The organism is Mesotoga sp. UBA5847, assembly GCF_002432735.1.
Classification (GTDB): domain Bacteria; phylum Thermotogota; class Thermotogae; order Petrotogales; family Kosmotogaceae; genus Mesotoga.
The window spans coordinates 12,988-28,474 of record NZ_DJGL01000079.1 but is presented as its reverse complement, the minus strand read 5'-3'; the positions used below and the strand labels follow the sequence as shown (position 1 = coordinate 28,474).

General features: G+C 47.2%; 18 protein-coding genes. 12 read left to right on the top strand and 6 right to left on the bottom strand.

Annotated features, from left to right (window positions below):
* Window positions 1-5 precede the first annotated feature (5 nt).
* The 3 genes from B3K91_RS09540 to B3K91_RS09530 form a co-directional block, all read right to left on the bottom strand.
* Entirely contained in the window at window positions 6-818 is an 813-nt protein-coding gene (locus tag B3K91_RS09540) for a TatD family hydrolase (protein ID WP_292594919.1), read from the bottom strand.
* On the bottom strand, window positions 784-1,863 hold the full coding sequence (locus tag B3K91_RS09535) for a DUF933 domain-containing protein (protein WP_292594917.1): 1,080 nt from the start codon (window positions 1,861-1,863) through the stop codon (window positions 784-786). Before B3K91_RS09535 ends, B3K91_RS09540 begins: the two co-directional genes overlap by 35 nt.
* A gap of 174 nt (window positions 1,864-2,037) precedes the next feature.
* A complete protein-coding gene (locus B3K91_RS09530; RefSeq protein ID WP_292589659.1) occupies window positions 2,038-2,718 on the bottom strand; it encodes a Crp/Fnr family transcriptional regulator in 681 nt (226 codons plus the stop codon).
* Between the two features lie 238 nt (window positions 2,719-2,956).
* On the opposite strand from B3K91_RS09530, the gene B3K91_RS09525 reads away from it, so the two are divergent.
* From B3K91_RS09525 to B3K91_RS09505, 5 genes are all read left to right on the top strand, one after another.
* Entirely contained in the window at window positions 2,957-3,529 is a 573-nt protein-coding gene (locus B3K91_RS09525; RefSeq protein ID WP_214060191.1) for an HAD family hydrolase, read from the top strand.
* Window positions 3,530-3,558: 29 nt separating this feature from the next.
* A complete protein-coding gene (locus B3K91_RS09520; RefSeq protein ID WP_214060190.1) occupies window positions 3,559-4,902 on the top strand; it encodes an ABC transporter substrate-binding protein in 1,344 nt (447 codons plus the stop codon).
* A 73-nt stretch (window positions 4,903-4,975) separates the two neighbouring features.
* Window positions 4,976-5,887 (top strand): carbohydrate ABC transporter permease, encoded by a 912-nt coding sequence (locus B3K91_RS09515; RefSeq protein WP_214060189.1) that lies wholly within the window; start codon window positions 4,976-4,978, stop codon window positions 5,885-5,887.
* 11 nt (window positions 5,888-5,898) lie between these two features.
* Window positions 5,899-6,729, top strand: a complete 831-nt coding sequence (locus B3K91_RS09510; RefSeq protein WP_099830753.1) for a carbohydrate ABC transporter permease — start codon at window positions 5,899-5,901, stop codon at window positions 6,727-6,729.
* Window positions 6,730-6,754: 25 nt separating this feature from the next.
* The gene (locus B3K91_RS09505; RefSeq protein WP_292589666.1) at window positions 6,755-8,086 is read left to right on the top strand and encodes an SH3 domain-containing protein; all 1,332 of its coding nucleotides are present in this window, start codon (window positions 6,755-6,757) and stop codon (window positions 8,084-8,086) included.
* Window positions 8,087-8,090: 4 nt separating this feature from the next.
* On the opposite strand, the gene B3K91_RS09500 is transcribed toward B3K91_RS09505, so the two are convergent.
* Window positions 8,091-8,663 (bottom strand): hypothetical protein, encoded by a 573-nt coding sequence (locus B3K91_RS09500; protein WP_214060187.1) that lies wholly within the window; start codon window positions 8,661-8,663, stop codon window positions 8,091-8,093.
* A 107-nt stretch (window positions 8,664-8,770) separates the two neighbouring features.
* Here B3K91_RS09500 and B3K91_RS09495 point away from each other — a divergent pair, with 107 nt between their 5' ends.
* Genes B3K91_RS09495 through B3K91_RS09465 form a run of 7 tightly spaced genes read left to right on the top strand, consistent with a single transcriptional unit; the run spans window position 8,771 to window position 12,961 of the window.
* Window positions 8,771-9,151: a DUF1292 domain-containing protein gene (locus B3K91_RS09495; RefSeq protein WP_258006189.1), complete on the top strand. Its 381-nt coding sequence runs from the start codon at window positions 8,771-8,773 to the stop codon at window positions 9,149-9,151.
* Window positions 9,152-9,199: 48 nt separating this feature from the next.
* Complete coding sequence (locus tag B3K91_RS09490; protein ID WP_214060186.1) at window positions 9,200-9,865, top strand: 5'-methylthioadenosine/S-adenosylhomocysteine nucleosidase; 666 nt, start codon at window positions 9,200-9,202, stop codon at window positions 9,863-9,865.
* Window positions 9,862-10,209: a histidine triad nucleotide-binding protein gene (locus tag B3K91_RS09485; protein ID WP_243392428.1), complete on the top strand. Its 348-nt coding sequence runs from the start codon at window positions 9,862-9,864 to the stop codon at window positions 10,207-10,209. The genes B3K91_RS09490 and B3K91_RS09485 overlap by 4 nt, the downstream gene beginning before the upstream one ends.
* Window positions 10,206-10,814 carry a class I SAM-dependent methyltransferase gene (locus B3K91_RS09480; RefSeq protein WP_214060185.1) on the top strand — a complete coding sequence of 203 codons (609 nt, stop codon included), beginning with the start codon at window positions 10,206-10,208 and terminating at the stop codon, window positions 10,812-10,814. The genes B3K91_RS09485 and B3K91_RS09480 overlap by 4 nt, the downstream gene beginning before the upstream one ends.
* Complete coding sequence (locus tag B3K91_RS09475) at window positions 10,795-11,508, top strand: energy-coupling factor ABC transporter ATP-binding protein (protein WP_292593527.1); 714 nt, start codon at window positions 10,795-10,797, stop codon at window positions 11,506-11,508. The genes B3K91_RS09480 and B3K91_RS09475 overlap by 20 nt, the downstream gene beginning before the upstream one ends.
* Entirely contained in the window at window positions 11,502-12,290 is a 789-nt protein-coding gene (locus B3K91_RS09470) for an energy-coupling factor ABC transporter ATP-binding protein (RefSeq protein ID WP_214060183.1), read from the top strand. Before B3K91_RS09475 ends, B3K91_RS09470 begins: the two co-directional genes overlap by 7 nt.
* The gene (locus B3K91_RS09465; protein ID WP_214060182.1) at window positions 12,284-12,961 is read left to right on the top strand and encodes a DUF554 domain-containing protein; all 678 of its coding nucleotides are present in this window, start codon (window positions 12,284-12,286) and stop codon (window positions 12,959-12,961) included. Before B3K91_RS09470 ends, B3K91_RS09465 begins: the two co-directional genes overlap by 7 nt.
* Here B3K91_RS09465 and B3K91_RS09460 read toward each other — a convergent pair.
* Together B3K91_RS09460 and B3K91_RS09455 are read right to left on the bottom strand one after the other, a co-directional pair.
* Entirely contained in the window at window positions 12,954-13,805 is an 852-nt protein-coding gene (locus B3K91_RS09460) for a thiamine pyrophosphate-dependent enzyme (protein ID WP_214060181.1), read from the bottom strand. The two genes, B3K91_RS09465 and B3K91_RS09460, sit on opposite strands and share 8 nt — an antisense overlap.
* On the bottom strand, window positions 13,802-15,472 hold the full coding sequence (locus B3K91_RS09455; RefSeq protein WP_214060180.1) for a 2-oxoacid:acceptor oxidoreductase subunit alpha: 1,671 nt from the start codon (window positions 15,470-15,472) through the stop codon (window positions 13,802-13,804). The genes B3K91_RS09460 and B3K91_RS09455 overlap by 4 nt, the downstream gene beginning before the upstream one ends.
* Between the last annotated feature and the right edge of the window lie 15 nt (window positions 15,473-15,487).

Here is a 15,487-nt window from a genome sequence, read left to right as displayed (position 1 = left end):
CCTCCCTATGATTTTAGTGAGAAAAGCTCGAGAGCGTTCTCGAAAAGCTTTACGGAACAGTCTACAGCCGGAATATTCTTCTGAGCGGCTATCTCTTCGATAACATACCCCACGTAGTATGGCTCATTCCGCTTTCCTCTTAAGGGAACCGGTGGAAGATACGGACAGTCTGTCTCGCAGAGAAGCCTCTCAAGGGGAATCTCTCTCGCAACTCTTCTTAGTTCATCGTTCTTCTTATACGTCACCGGTCCACCTATTCCCAAGAACAGGCCTAGATCGACAAACTTCCTGGCAAACTCGAGATCACCGGAAAAGGCATGAATTACTCCGTTGAAGTATCCTGTTGACTTTATTATCTCGTAGGCTTCGTTGTATGCATCGCGCACGTGAATAATTGCGGGCTTTCCCAGTTTCGATGCAAGCTCTAGCTGTATTTCGAAGGCGTTGATCTGCGCATCGACTGGAGACAGGTTTCTGAAGTAGTCGAGGCCCATTTCTCCTAGAGCGACGGCCTTAGGATGAGAGAGGAGTTTTTCAAGTGTAAGCACCCCCTGTTCATCGAGTTCGCTGCTGTCGTGGGGATGGACTCCGGCGGAGAAAAAAGCGTTCTTTAAACCGCACACGGTGTCGGACGCCCTTCGAGAGTCCTCGACATTGGTTCCAACCTCTATAAGAAGAGAGATGGTGTCCTCTTCTATCTGGTCGATTATCCTTCCTCTGTCATGGTCGAACTGAGAAAAGGAAATGTGAGCGTGAGTATCTACAAGCTTCAGAGAGGTGAAATCAGGCATTGGCCAGGACATGGAAGATGTCACCATCCTTGACTATCTCCTCTTTTCCAACAACCTTAACCATGCCCCTGGACTTCGCTTCCTGCATACTCCTCACTGTCATGAATTCCTCGTATGGTATCACTTCCGCCCTTATGAAGCTTCTTTCGAGATCTGTGTGTATCTTTCCAGCCGCGGCTTTTGCAGGGGTGTTCTTCTTTATGGTCCAGGCTCTTACCTCGTCTTCGCCGACGGTCAAGAAGGAAATAAGTCCCATGTGTCGATACACGACTCTCGAAAGCCTTTCTATGCCACTTTCGGAGATTCCGAGTTCCTCCATGAACATCTCCCTGTCCTCATCTGAAAGTTCCACAAGTTCTGCTTCAATCTTTCCAGAGAGTTCTATGTGCGCGAATCCACTCTTGTCTATTCTCGAGAGCAGCAAATCTCTCTCTGGATATTCACCCGAGGAGAACTGATTTTCATCGAGATTTATTGCAACGATGATAGGCTTGGCTGTGAAGAGGGCGAGCGAACCGAGCAACTTCAGGTCTTCCTCTGCAAAATCGATTTGGGAGGCAAAGCTGTTGCCTTCAAAGCCCTTTTCGATCAGGTGAAGAAGTTCTATCTCTCTTTCCTCTTCTGTTGAAAGTTTTCGTTTCTTTTTTGCTTCTTCAAGCCTTGCGAGCCGGTTTTCAACTACCTCCATATCACGAACCAGAAGCTCTGTCACTATGGTCTCCAGCTGCTTGACAGGTGTGTAGGCTTCGGTTGGCCAGGGAACTGAGGCGTCCTTGAACGCCCTTACTACTGCAAGAACCGCTTCAGAGTTCTGTATGAACTGGAGAACTCGATTCTTTTCCTTCTGGTTGGAGGAAAGGTCGTATCCAGGAATGTCCGTAAATGAAACGGTTGCATATACAGTCTTCTTCGGATTGAAGATCTTCGAAAGCTCGTCTACTCTCCTATCGTGGACTTTAGCAACAGCTGTATGGGCCTCGTTTTTGTGACTTGAATGGGGTTCAACACCGGTTAGGAGGGTGAACAGTGTAGTCTTTCCACTCAATGGCAGACCAAAAATCCCTATTTCCATAACACCGCCTCCTCTTGACACATCAATACTATCAGAATGAAATCATGTTAGAAACATCGATCGACCTTAAGGAAACTCCAGGCCCAGAACGCTACGAGTTAGATCTGCGATCCTAAAAACGCGGAAAGAGTATAACTGATACTGCTTCAACCGCTTGGCAAATCGAACAGCTCCTCAAACAGCGCCCGTGATTCTCTTCAGAGCTTCTCTATCCAATATCTTGATCAGTTTGCCTTCCGGTCTGATTATATTCTCTCCGACAAAACTGGCGAATACTCTCGAAAGAGATGGACGGGCAACTCCCAGAGCATCGGCAAGCTCTTCTTTAGTGCTCTTCAGCTCAAACTCGTTACCCAGGTCTTCGCTTTGTCTCAGAAGGAAATTCGCGAGCCGTTGGTTAAGCGTGTTGAGAGACAGCATCCAGATTTTCTCAGCCAGTGTGGTGAGTCTGTCCCCCATGTCTCTCAGCAGGTTTCTCAGAAAAACCTCATACTCTCTACAGAGCCAGATTATTCCATCCCTTTCAATGTACAGAACAGCGCTCTTGTCGGTTGAGACTATGTCGACCGGTATTACGTTCTTTGTGGCGAAGAGAAAGCCAGATGCAAGAATTGAGGGTGCTTCCATCGTTTCTATGGTTATTGCTTTCCCTGAGAAATCTTGCATTTGAGCTTTGGTACTACCCTGAAGAAGTATCAACATTTCATCGCAGAGAGCATTCTGTTCTTCGATCAACTCCCCTTGAAGGAAGAAGGTTACTCTGTGTCTCACACAACCAAATATCCTCTCAAACTGTCCCACCGTGATCCCATCAAAGAGACCGCATCGACCGAGGTTGTAGATTAAAGGGTTCAAGAAACACCTCCATGAAATGTTGATTCATCTTGATTATAACCAAAGCCCTTTGCTTTTTGCGCCCTTCTCCAGTCGCCATCGACACAAAAACTTGATTTCTCGTCCCTCAAAATAGTATTATATTAAAGTACACTTTGGTATCTTCTTTTTTAGGGTTGTTACGAATGGGAGTTATAGCCATTTTGTGCCGTTAATATTCATTCGTTGTACTCTTGTAAAGACATTCCGGGAGGTCGTCTTGAAGCTTTTTGTTTTCGATGTGGGAGGAGTAATAGCCGATAATACCAGCGTAGTTCCAGCTATTAGAAACTTCTTGGGGATTTCTGAACACGATTTCGTCGAAATTGCCGAGACGGAAAACCTTACTGCCTTGCAGACCGGAAGGATAACTGTTGGGGAGTTTGTTTTTTCCCTCTCCAGAAAGCTGGGCAGACCGGTTCCGGCGAATATCTGGGAGATGTTCTTCAAGCCCACCCCAATTGAAGAGACCATAGAAATAATTAAGCAGTTGCGTAAGAGATATAGAGTGATTGCCGGAACAAACACAATTGAACCACATTACGAGGTACATAGGTCAAGAGGCGATTACAACATCTTTGACAGGGTCTACGCCTCGCACATTATTGGGTTTGCGAAACCCGATAGACGATTCTACAGTCATATTCTTCATGAAGAGGATTGCGGGCCTGAGGAGGCTTTCTTCACAGATGATACGGCAAGAAATGTGAAAGCGGCGGCAGATATGGGAATTATCGCTTTTCAATTCACAGATCCATCGAGTCTACGAGAAAGACTCAAGGAGTACCTTTGAGTTAACTTCACATCGAAAGGGGTGTTTTTATGAAAAGGCTTAGCGTTATTCTTCTTGTATTGTTGATGCTCGCTGTTCCAATTTCTGCGCTCGGGAAGATCACAATCACCTGGTGGATCAACCCGTGGAGAATTGCACCTCCAGGCTTCCCGGCCGATAAGGCTCCGACGGAAGAGGACTTCCCGAAGTGGGCTGCCGAGGAGTTCATGAGACTTCATCCAGACGTTGAGGTCAAGTACGTAGTTGTCGGAAACACGGAGTATTCACAGAAGATGGCTGCGGCCATCGCGACCGGAACTCAGCCCGACATCTTCAAAGGCCCCGTTTGGGACAACAGATGGGTAGGAGCGGGACTGCTCGAGCCGATCGATGATTACATCTCTCCCGAAGACCTTGAAGACTTCTACGATCTTGCTCTCGAGACAGGTTATGTCGACGGTAAGCACTACATCTGGCCATGGAATCTCGGGACGAATGGCATGGGAACCAGCATGCTCCTCTACACTCCCGATTTCGAGAAGGCCGGCGTCGACTGGCGAAAGATAGTAGAAGAGGGCTGGACAATGGAAGAGTTTGTCGAAATCGCCAAGAAGCTTACATGGGATTCCGACGGCGACGGCAAGATTGACCATTATGCAATCAGCTTCGGAGCGCAGGACACGCACAACCTTATGAATTTCATCTATGCACATGGAGCGAAACTGACTAATGAAGATGAGACGGAGGTTACTTTCAATACTCCTGAGGCAGTTGCAGGCCTTCAGTTCCTTCTCGATCTAGTTGAAGTACACAAGGTCGCTCCCAGTGCCGTTGAAGCGATGGGAGTATATGATGTTATAGGTAACTTCCATTCTCACAGAACGAGCATCGGATTTGGCGGTCCTTACGAGATCGGTAGAATCACACGATACGTAAAATCCGGTCAGCTCACAGAGTCATTCTATCCGGTAATTGCCCCATTCCCTCACGTTGAAGGAAAGAAGGGTGCGTCATACGCTACTGCCAGCGGCTTTGTTGTCTTCAAGCAGAACGACAAAGCAAAGAGGGACGCCGTAATGGAGTTTGCAAAATTCCTGACAAACAAGGAGAACACGGCGCTGCTGGAGAGCTTGACTTATCTTACGGCGAGAAAGTCAGTTAATGCGATACTCTTCCAGAACGACAACTATCTCAACGAACAGGCTCAGACTTTTGCAAGAATAATGGATGAGACAGGTATGGACTTCTTTGGTTCTCAGAGCTTCCCTTGGTCGGAGATATCCAAGTTCTTCACCAGTTCTATGCAGGGAGCCTTTGGTAAGACAAAGACCGCTCAGGAGGCCCTCGATAGTTTTGTGACCGAGGCGAACCGGGCACTCTCTTACTATTTTTGAGCAGATGAGTTGAAGGGAACAGCCCCCCGCCCCTGAGGGCACGGGGCTGTTCCCGTTTAATGGGGTGATCGATTTGGAGCAGATTCCAGTTAAACCAATAAGACGGAAAACTACCTTGAACGACGTGTGGAGGGGTAGATCGGGATATCTCTTCATTCTTCCGCATTTTGCCCTGTTTGCAGTATTCTTTCTTGTACCGGTTGGCTGGGGCATGTACCTCAGTATGTTCAAGTACAACGTCTTCTCACAGACATTTATCTGGTTCGACAACTATAAACGCATTCTGAGCGATTGGCTCTTTCTGAAGTCTCTTAGAAACACTTTTGTCTACACTTTTGGTGTAGTTCCGCTATGGCTTGGAAAGGCTTTGCTTGTTACAGTGCTCATCTACCCGTTCAGAAAAGGCATAAGAACTTTTTTCAAAGCGGCCTTCTATCTGCCGCATGTTACTTCTGCCGTCATCATTTCAATGATCTGGCTATGGGTTTTCAATCCGAACTTCGGACTTCTGAACTATTTTATGACCGTTCTCGGGCTGGAACCGGTAGTATGGCTTGGAAGGTCCTTGACGGCAATGCCATCGCTGATAATTATGCAGGTAATAATGGGGGGAGGTTCGACTATAGTTCTTCTTTCGGCAGCGATGGCATCGATCCCCGAATACTACTTTGAGGCTGCCACACTGGAAGGCGCAGGCTCATGGACGGTCTTCAGAAAGATCACGGTGCCATTGTTGAAGCCAACTATCCTCTATGCTCTCGTTATGGGAACGATCGCGAACTTTCAGACCTTTTCGAATATCTACATCATGACAAGCGGTGGTCCAGAGTTCTCAACAACGACAATTGCCTATTTGATTTATGAAACTGCCTTCAAGAACTATAACCTTGGGCTTGCTTCTGCAATGTCAATGGTTATGTTCGCAATCCTGGTTGTACTTGGAATAATCCAGTTCAAGTGGCTGGGATCCAATGTGGAGTATTGAGGTGATCGGTTATGAAAGCAAAGACCAAGACTAATATAAAAAAGGCGATCTCTTTGGTGATTCTCGGAGTACTCGCTTCCCTCGCCTTCATTCCTCTATACTGGATGGTGGCCACTGCCTTTACTCAGCCATCTTTGACCATGAAGTTCCCTCCGGATATCATACCAAAGAATCCTACTCTCCAGAACTTCAAGGACCTTTTCGAAAGGAAGATAATATTCAGATGGACTCTGAACAGCTTCATAGTTGCGGGTACGGTCACACTTGCTCAGATCTTTGTTTGTGCCATGGCCGGTTACGCCCTTGCAAAGAAGAAATTCCCAGGAAGCAAAGTGATCTTCTCTATATACATTGCATCGATGATGATACCTACGCAGGTAACACTTGTGCCTCTATACATCCTGATCTCGAAAATGGGTATGGTAGACACATATCAGGCGCTGATCTTGCCTGCGATTGCTGCTCCCTTCGGAGTATTTCTGATGAGACAGTTTATGGTCTCTGTTCCAACCGAGATCATCGAGGCGGCGAGAATCGATGGTGCAAGCGAATTCAGGACATTCACGAAGATAATCGTGCCTATTTCAAAGCCTGCAATGGCGGTGCTGGGGATTTTCACTTTCATGGGGCAGTGGAACAGTTTCCTCTGGCCGCTGATTGTTACTAACACTTCGGAGATGAGAACTCTTCAGGCAGGACTCTCTCTCTTGCAGGAACAGGTTCCAATGCAGTATTCGTATCTAATGGCCAGTGCTACTTACTCGGCAATTCCTATGATCATTGTCTTCCTTGCCTTCCAGAGGTACTTCCTGCAAGGAATTACAGTGGGAGCAATCAAATAGGCAGCGGGAAGGGGTGTTTTCAAAGATGAAGAAGGCTTCTGAGCGGTACATGGTCTTTCCGGAGAACGTTTCAAAAGAGATGCAGCAATCGAACTTCTGGTGCGAGAAGATGACCGATCCAGATGAAGAGTGGCTGAGTGAGGATGAGATTCATGCTTTCAACGGATCGGTTATCTCACGCGCTGAAGCTTCTGGTCGCGCTGCATTTGCCTGTAAGCTCGAAAACTTTCCTTTGAGACTTGTGTTTGATGAAGTAAGAGCAATGATCAACGGTTCAATTCCCGAGCACTTCATGCAAACTCCTCTTTTGAGCAATGAAGGAGAGATTGTCCCTTCGGGAATTCGCGGAGACATCGTTGACAATGCTACCGCTATCCTTGATCAAGATATTGCCGAGAAGTTTGGCATCGTGACTCGGAGGACTCATCTGAGAGCGCTGCCCACAGATTTCATTTCCTGCGACGAGTATATCGACAATGACCGCCTCCAGTTGACTTCTGTAAGCCTTGGGACACCATTTGTGGTTCTAGCGCGCAGCAGGGACACTTCGTGGCTTTTCGTTCAAACCCCAGGTTACAGAGGCTGGCTGAAGGCAAATGATTCTGCCGCTACGGAAAGCAGGCTCTCTGTACAGAACTTCTACCGGTCGAGTAACTTCCTCCTTGCAACTGGCAGCAGAGTAGAGATCGAGCCTGACCCCTTTGAACTAAATTCTTCGGGTTTGTTTCTGCAAATGGGAGACAAACTCCCTCTTGAGGATCCCGAAGAAAGCGAGAATCTCCATGCGCAAGGACCATTTGGTTGTTTCACAGTCAAGATTCCTGCAAGAGAGAGATTGGGCTCGCTGAGTTTTCGAAAAGGCCTTGTGAGAATGAGCGAAGATGTAAGAATCGGGAACTTGAAGCTCACCGGCAGGGAGATATTAAATCAAGCCTTCAAGATGCTCGGCGAGCGTTACGGCTGGGGAGGCCTCTACAACAGGAGGGACTGTTCGAGATTCGTTCAGGATATCTTCGCCTCTTTTGGCCTCGTACTTCCCAGAGATGCTTGGGCTCAGGAAATGCTGGGATCCAAGAACAAAATTCTCTTCGAGGGAAATTCAGAAGAAAGGAAGGTTCAGTTGCGGTCCCTAAGACCCGGAAATCCACTGTATATGCCGGGCCATACGCTGATCTATCTCGGCCAGGACAACGGGAGATTCTTCGCTATTCATGATGGAGCTGGCTACAAAGATTCAAATAGAAAGAAGATTTCAGTGCATGGAGTTTTCGTCGTGGATCTGTCCCTCCGTACAATGAACAGCGATAAGAGCTATCTGGAACTGCTTACTTCTGCACTTCAAATAGATAAGGGCTAGGGCTCTAGTAGATCAGTTTCAGGAGCATCTCAAATTTTTTCATCTGTTTTTTGCTAATCAGTGGCAAACTCATAGGAAAGATGTTTTCAATGTCGTGAACAACCACTGCGAGAGATCTAGCTGTGTAATATGGTTCTTCGGTGACTTCTCTAAACCCTTCTTGCGGTTGCATCCAGTATTCCCATGGATCGGGAAGTCTCACAAATGGACTGGACGTTTCAACTTCAAAAACATACCCTATCTGGGGAAGAAGATACCAGTCAATTACACCCTCAACTTGCATGCGAGCAAAAATATGCCTCGATTTAATAACTGCCCTGGATGTCTTGAGTTGTTCAGCTATCTCGGTGATCTTGGCAGGATCGAGATACTTTTCTTCCTCTTCCCTAATGAGACCGCTCCCAGATTTCACGGTCTCAAGTAGAGAAATCTCAGATTCATCAACTCCGAGTCTTATTCTCCGCCTATCGGGATGGTCTAGATACCACTGAATAATCAACTGGTGTCTTTCTGCCTCTTCGATAATTTCTACTGGCAAATCTTTTCCAAAGAGGAACTTTCTCTCGATTTCAAGCACTGCCTTCACACTCCAGATACAGTGTATAAGATTATTCATCGGTCATCAAGTTGCGTCTTCAACGTTACTATGTTACTATGAACCGAATCGCGAAATAATGGAGGTTTATGATGGAAGAAAGAGAAGAACTTGAAATGCATGACTGCGACGAATGTACAGATCCTGACTGTGATCATGATCATGGAGAGGATGCTGAGTTTGACAGATTTACGGTCACAGATGAAGAAGGAGTAGAACATCATTTCGACGTAATTGCCGAGCTTGAGAGCGATGGAAAGCTTTACTGGGTCGTCGAGGAGTTCTATGAAGAAGGACAGGATGTCTCACTGGCCGGAGAAGAAGATGGGTACATTGTTTTTAGAGTTGAATACGATGACGATGAGAATCCCTACCTATATTCCGTTGAAGATGAGGAGTTCGAAGAGGTGAACAAATCCTGGGCTGAACTCGTGAAAGAGATATCGGCCGAGGACGACGAAGAAGAATAGGGGACCGGAGGTCCCCTATTTGTTATAATCCTCTATGGAGGTGTTGACATGATTCTTGCTCTCGGCGTCTTTCTTCCAGAAGTGAGACCTGTGATGGACAGTATGCTTGTCCTCGAATCGGGCGAGATTCTTGGAAGGCACTACTGCAGAGGAGTAATAGGCAATAACGAAGTCGTGGCCTGTGGAGGGTTTGTGGGCAAAGTCGAGGCCTCAATGATTACACAAAAGATGATAGATCGATTCAGCCCAAGACTTGCGGTCCTTACTTCGGGTGCGGCTGGGATAGATGAGTCCGTGGAAATTGGTGACGTTGTAGTCGGCACTGAATTCGAGGAGTACGACACAGTCTTTCCTCTCAGCGAAGGTAAGATGGTTATGAAGGCATCGGACAGTCTTCTTATGAGGTTCCTCAGAGTATATTTCAAGGCAGGAAAGTTTGGAAAGATTCTATCCGGCGATGCAGTAGTTGCAAACTCATCTATAAGAGATGAAGTGCACTCCTCATATGGAGGACTTGCACTTGACATGGATTCGGCACCATTCGCAAAAGTCGCTTACGAGAACGGTTGCGGATTTATCGTCCTGAAGACTATTCTCGACAGAGCTGACGAACAGTCCAATAGAGACTTCGACAGGAACTTCGCGAATCTTTCGGGAAGGTCCGCGGATCTACTTGTAGAGATAATGAAGAATCACTATATTGATAGGGAGTGAGATCATTGGACTGCATCTTCTGCAAAATCGCCAACGGAGAAATCAAGAGCAGTTACATTGCAGAGAACGAAACTTTCGTGGCATTTGACGACATCAATCCTTCGGCTCCGGCCCATATTCTAATCGTTCCAAGAAGGCATATCGCGAAACTCGAAGAGCTGGCAGAATGTGATGGAGTAGCCGTCAAGAGTCTGTTCTCACTGGTGAATGAGATCGTCGAGTCAAAAGGAATAAAAAGCAGCGGATACAGGCTCATAGTCAATCAAGGCAGCGATTCCGGTCAGGAAGTCGAGCATCTCCACTTCCATATACTCGGAGGAAGAAAGCTGGGCAGACTTGGATGAGAGAAGACTTTCGGCACTATTATACGGACCAGACAGAAGCTCCGGAAAGAGTTAAAACCGCCACGTTCAGGCTGAAGAACGGTCATTCGTATTCCTTTAAGAGTCCGGATGGCGTCTTTGCCTTCGGAAAAGCCGATAGGGCCTCTCTTATACTGATCGAAAACTGTGTTTTGGACGGCCAAGAGAATCTTCTGGATTTGGGCTGTGGCTACGGGCCAATAGGAATAACCCTCAAACTTGAAAACCCCGACCTAAAGCTTTTCATGAGTGACACTAATACCAGGGCGGTGACTTTTTCGAAGATCAATGCGAGGGACTTCAATCTGCTAGCTGACATCCGCAAAGGCGACCTCTACGATCCATGGGAGGGTTTTCGATTCGATTCGATTCTCTCTAATCCACCCATGGCTGCGGGTAAAGCGGTTTGGGAAAAGCTGATTTGTGAAGCGCCGAAATTCTTAACTGAAAATGGAAGACTTCAGATAGTCGCCTATCATAATAAAGGCGGGTCGAGACTTGAAGGGATAATGAAAACGACTTTCGGAAATGTTATTACTACGACGAAATCAGGCGGTATAAGAGTCTATGTCTCGAGAAAGCTGTGATATTCTTCTGTCTCTTGAAGCTGTAACCGTGCATGCCGATGGAAGAAAGATCCTGGAAAGCTTTTCTCTCGATGTTTCAAAGGCAGAAAGCGTAGCGCTTCTTGGACGAAATGGTTCGGGGAAGACAACTCTTCTTAGAACGATTGCCGGCCTGAAAAGATTCAGTTCTGGGAAGATTACTCTAGATGGCGGAATCGGAATGGTCTTTCAGAATCCCGAGTCTGCACTTTTTGGCGCGACCGTGGAAGAGAATCTTGCCTTTCCGCTTCAATCTCTGCAACTGGACAGGAACAGAATTTTCGAAAGAATCCAGCAATGTGCCAGGAAATTCGGTTTAACGGAGATTTTGGATCGAGACATCCTTACGCTTTCGGGTGGGCAGCGTCAGCTCGTATCCATTGCTGCCGCCTTGATTTCGGAACCATCTATTCTGCTGCTTGATGAACCTCTTTCTATGATGGATAGGCAAGATAGAGAGAGTATACTGCAAACGGTTTCAGAAATTGTCGGTTCAGAGACTTCTGTACTATTCGCAACTAATAGGTTCTCTGAAGTCGTGGGCTTTGATCGCTTCGTGATAATCGGAAACAGGAGAAAGCTCTTCGACGGGGGTATTGAAGAACTCAAGAGGACTCCTTCGCTATTCTATGAAGCCGGGATGTCGGTTCCTTTTGAGATAGTCCAGTCATGCTGAAGGTTCGTAAAGCATCATTCGCCTATAGGGGACCGGGCAAGGACTCGAGGATTCCGGCTCTTGAGAAGATTTCGTTTGATTTGAAGCGGGGAGACTTCGTGATACTTACTGGAAGGACCGGTGCCGGTAAGACTACACTTCTCCAGCTTCTCTGCGGTCTCATCGAACCCGATGAAGGAGCAATTGATTGCGAATCCCGCGACCTCTCTTCGATCTCCTCGATGATCTTCCAGTATCCCGAGGATTGTTTTTTCAACGCCACGGTGAAAGAGGAGATAGAGTTCGGTATCAGGAGATCGGGAAGAAATGCTTCCAGAGGTCTGGAAGAAATAGTCGAATCGATAGGCTTTGATCTTGCCGAGTTCGGAACGAGGAGACCTCTATCTCTTTCCGGCGGCGAACAGAGACTTGTCGCAATCGCCTCGATAATCGCGCTCGATAGAGAGATCATCTTGTTGGATGAACCGACATCCGGCCTAGATGAAAAGGCGGTCGCAACCGTACGGAAGATTTTGAACGTAGAAAAGAGTGAAAACAAGACGGTCGTAGTGGCGACCCACTGGCCGGCAGAGTTTATGGACTTAGCGACACATGTTATGAATCTCAAAGATGGAAGAATTGACTTTTTTGTTACTGTTGCTGACTATGTTGACCTTAATCTTCATCGGGAGCGACTTGAAGAGAAGGAGCGGTATCTGCTAAACTACTACAAACTTTTCCGCCGCTTCCCTCAAAGCGAAGAAGAGTTGATTCTATTTATTAGGAGAGATAAGAGATGTTGAATATTTCTGTCATTGTCAATACCGTCGCTGTAATCATTGGATCATTGCTAGGACTCTTCGGTGGAAAACTTCTGAAGGAGCGCTATAGAAAGGTCTTCTTTCAAGTAATAGGACTCCTGACAATGGGTCTGGGAATTAGCATGTTTCTCGATACCAACAGCGTCCTCGTCGTGCTCGGTAGTCTTATTGTCGGAGGGGCTATAGGAGAATTCTTTGATATTGAGGAGAAGATAGGGAGACTTGTGGGCAAGAGAAGCGAAGATGCAAACTTCGTCAAGGGATTCATAACTGCTTCGGTTCTCTTCGTTGCAGGCCCGGTGACGGTTATCGGATCGCTACGTGCAGGTCTCTCGGGAGAGAATGAGCTCATTTACATCAAATCCCTTATGGACGGAATATCATCTGTAATGCTTGCCGCGACTCTCGGGAAGGGTGTGCTCCTCTCTGCAGCAGCAGTATACCTTGTACAGGGAGGGCTAGTATCTCTTGCAGGTGTTCTTTCCTTTCTACAGACCCCTCAATACATGGGAGATTTCTCCGGTGTTGGGGGACTAATGCTTCTCGGGCTGGGAATCAGACTGCTTGAAATAAAAGAAATCAAGGTCGGAAACTTTCTTCCGGCCCTGATTCTGTCACCGATATTTACTTGGATCTCTATGCTCTTTACCTGAAGGCTTCCATCTCAGCAGAAATATCAATCTGCCTTCTCTCATTTGCCAGAACGATCTTCTTTTTGAGAACAGGATGGAGTTCGTGATACGTCTCCTTTTCGTTCAAGTACAAAACTCCCATAGGAATCTTCTCGCCCCATTCTAGGGCCTTCTTTAAGGCGTTTGGCTTATCGGTCGGATCGTAGTTGCCGTTCTCTTCACTCACGTCGTAAAGCCTTTCCTTGTAAAACTTGAGCGTATTCACTTTGTTGAAAGTCACACAGGGCTGCATTATATCGACCACGGAAAAACCTTTGTGATTGAACGCAGCAGAAACGACCTTGAAGAAGTGTTCCTTGTCACCAGTGAAAGTTCTGCCTACGAAGGCGGCGTCCATCGTTATCGCCAGTGCGAGAGGATTCAACGGCTCGTTTATAACACCCTGCAGCTGAGAACTTGTCTTCTGGCCTTTACCGGTAGTCGGAGATCCCTGTCCCTTTGTGAGGCCATAAATCTGGTTGTCATGAATCAGAACAGTAACGTCGAAATTCCTTCGAATTCCATGAATGAAATGATTTCCACCCTCACCGTACATGTCTCCGTCTCCAGACTCGGCAATAACTGTGAGTTCCGGATTCACTGCCTTTATTGCAAAGGCAACTGGAAGGCTTCTTCCATGCAGTCCGTTGAAGAAACTGATATCCAAATAGTGAGGCATCTTGGCGGCTTGCCCTATTCCGGTTACCATCACAAAATGAGACTTATCTACCCCCATCTCCTCGAGAGTGCTCGCAAGATTCATTCTGAGGGGGAAGTTCCCGCATCCGGGACACCATGCCGGGTCAACTTCTCTCAAAAAACTCATATAATCCCCTCCTCTTTGAGCGTCTTCTCTATCCAGTTTGCGCTGATCGGACGGCCGTCGTATCTACCTATGTGCTCAATAGGAAGACCGGTCTTCGACCTCAGTAAACTGGCAAACTGCCCCGTGAAGTTCCCTTCGACGGTAACAAGTCTCTTCCCTTCCAGTTCTTCCTTAATCTCGGGATCGATTGGAAAGACTTCGGTGTAGTGGACGTAACCAATATCCTTTCTGCCAACAGTAAACTCGTCGATAGCTCCCCAGCTGTCGCCCCAACTTATTAGAATCAAGGGGGCATCGAGATTGAACTTGGCGGGAGCGGCAAGTTCACCGAGCAGAGCATCAATCTTTCTCATTCTCTTCTCGACCATCTTCTTCCTTATATTGAGGTCCTCGGTTATGAACCCATATTCATCATGTTCATCGGAGTCTACCCTAACCAAAGCCTTACCTCCGGGGACTGCTCTTGGAGAGATGCCGTCATCGGTAATCTCAAATCTTCGGTATCCTTCGTCTCCTTCAACAATGAACCTCTCGAGCAACTCGTCTTTGTGTATAGGTGCTTCTACGGTTGCCGAGGAGTCTACGAGCGATTCGGTTAGTAGAATGATCGCAGGAATCTGATATTTGTCGGCAATGAAGAACGCCTTTTCAGTTAACTCGAAGGCGTCTTTGGGGGTTCTTGGTGCGACAACGTACTTCGGAAATTCTCCATGTCCGGCGTTTACGACAAAGAGGAGGTCTTCTTGAGCCGTTCTCGTCGGCAGACCAGTTGCCGGAGCTGGACGCTGAGCATCGACTATAACCAGAGGAGTCTCAGTCATCGCGGCAAGTGAGACACCTTCTTGCATGAGCGCAAAACCGCCTCCTGAAGTCGTGACAAGAGAACGAGCCCCCGCGAATGCGCCACCGATAACCATATTCACTGCAGCAATCTCATCTTCGGCCTGTTCAACAACAATTCCGTGCTTCTCAGCGTTTGCGGCAAGGAATGTCATGACTCCCGTACCTGGTGTCATGGGATATGCAGCGAGGAATCTGCAGCCGGCAGCTATCGCTCCCAAACCTGTACCTTCAGTTCCGTTCATCAGAAAGTAGTCGTGCTCCTGGACGTCAAAATCGGGTACCTCTATCGACAGAGGAAGATCGTAACCTTTCTTCAACGCTTCGAGATTTGGTTTGATTACCTCTTCCTTTCCGGAGAAGACCTCTTCGATGAGTCGAGAAGGGATCTCCTTTTTTACTTTGAATAGGCTGAGGATAGCACCCAGTGCAACAACATTCTGAGCTCTTGGTTCCCCGGCCTCTTTGGCGATCGATTTGAAGGGAAAGTCTTTCACATTAAGCCTGAAATCGACATCCTCCTGTGTTACACGATCTGAGTCGGAATCGAACACAAGAGTTGTCCCATCGTGGAAGTACTCTAGCTGTGAAAGCGTAGTATTCTTGCTAAGAGAAACTATTAGATCGAACTCCTGTCGCATCGAGTGAAGAGGAGACTCCGAGATCCGAATTCTGTAGACGTACTCTCCGCCCCTTATTCTTGAGTGGTAACTCTTGTCTGTGAAGATGCAGTAGCCATTTCTGAAGAGACTTAGTGCAAGCATATCGCCAATTGTATTCAACCCCTGCCCGGCTTCGCCGGAAAGGGCTATCACATAATCTTTCACAATAACACCCCCGTT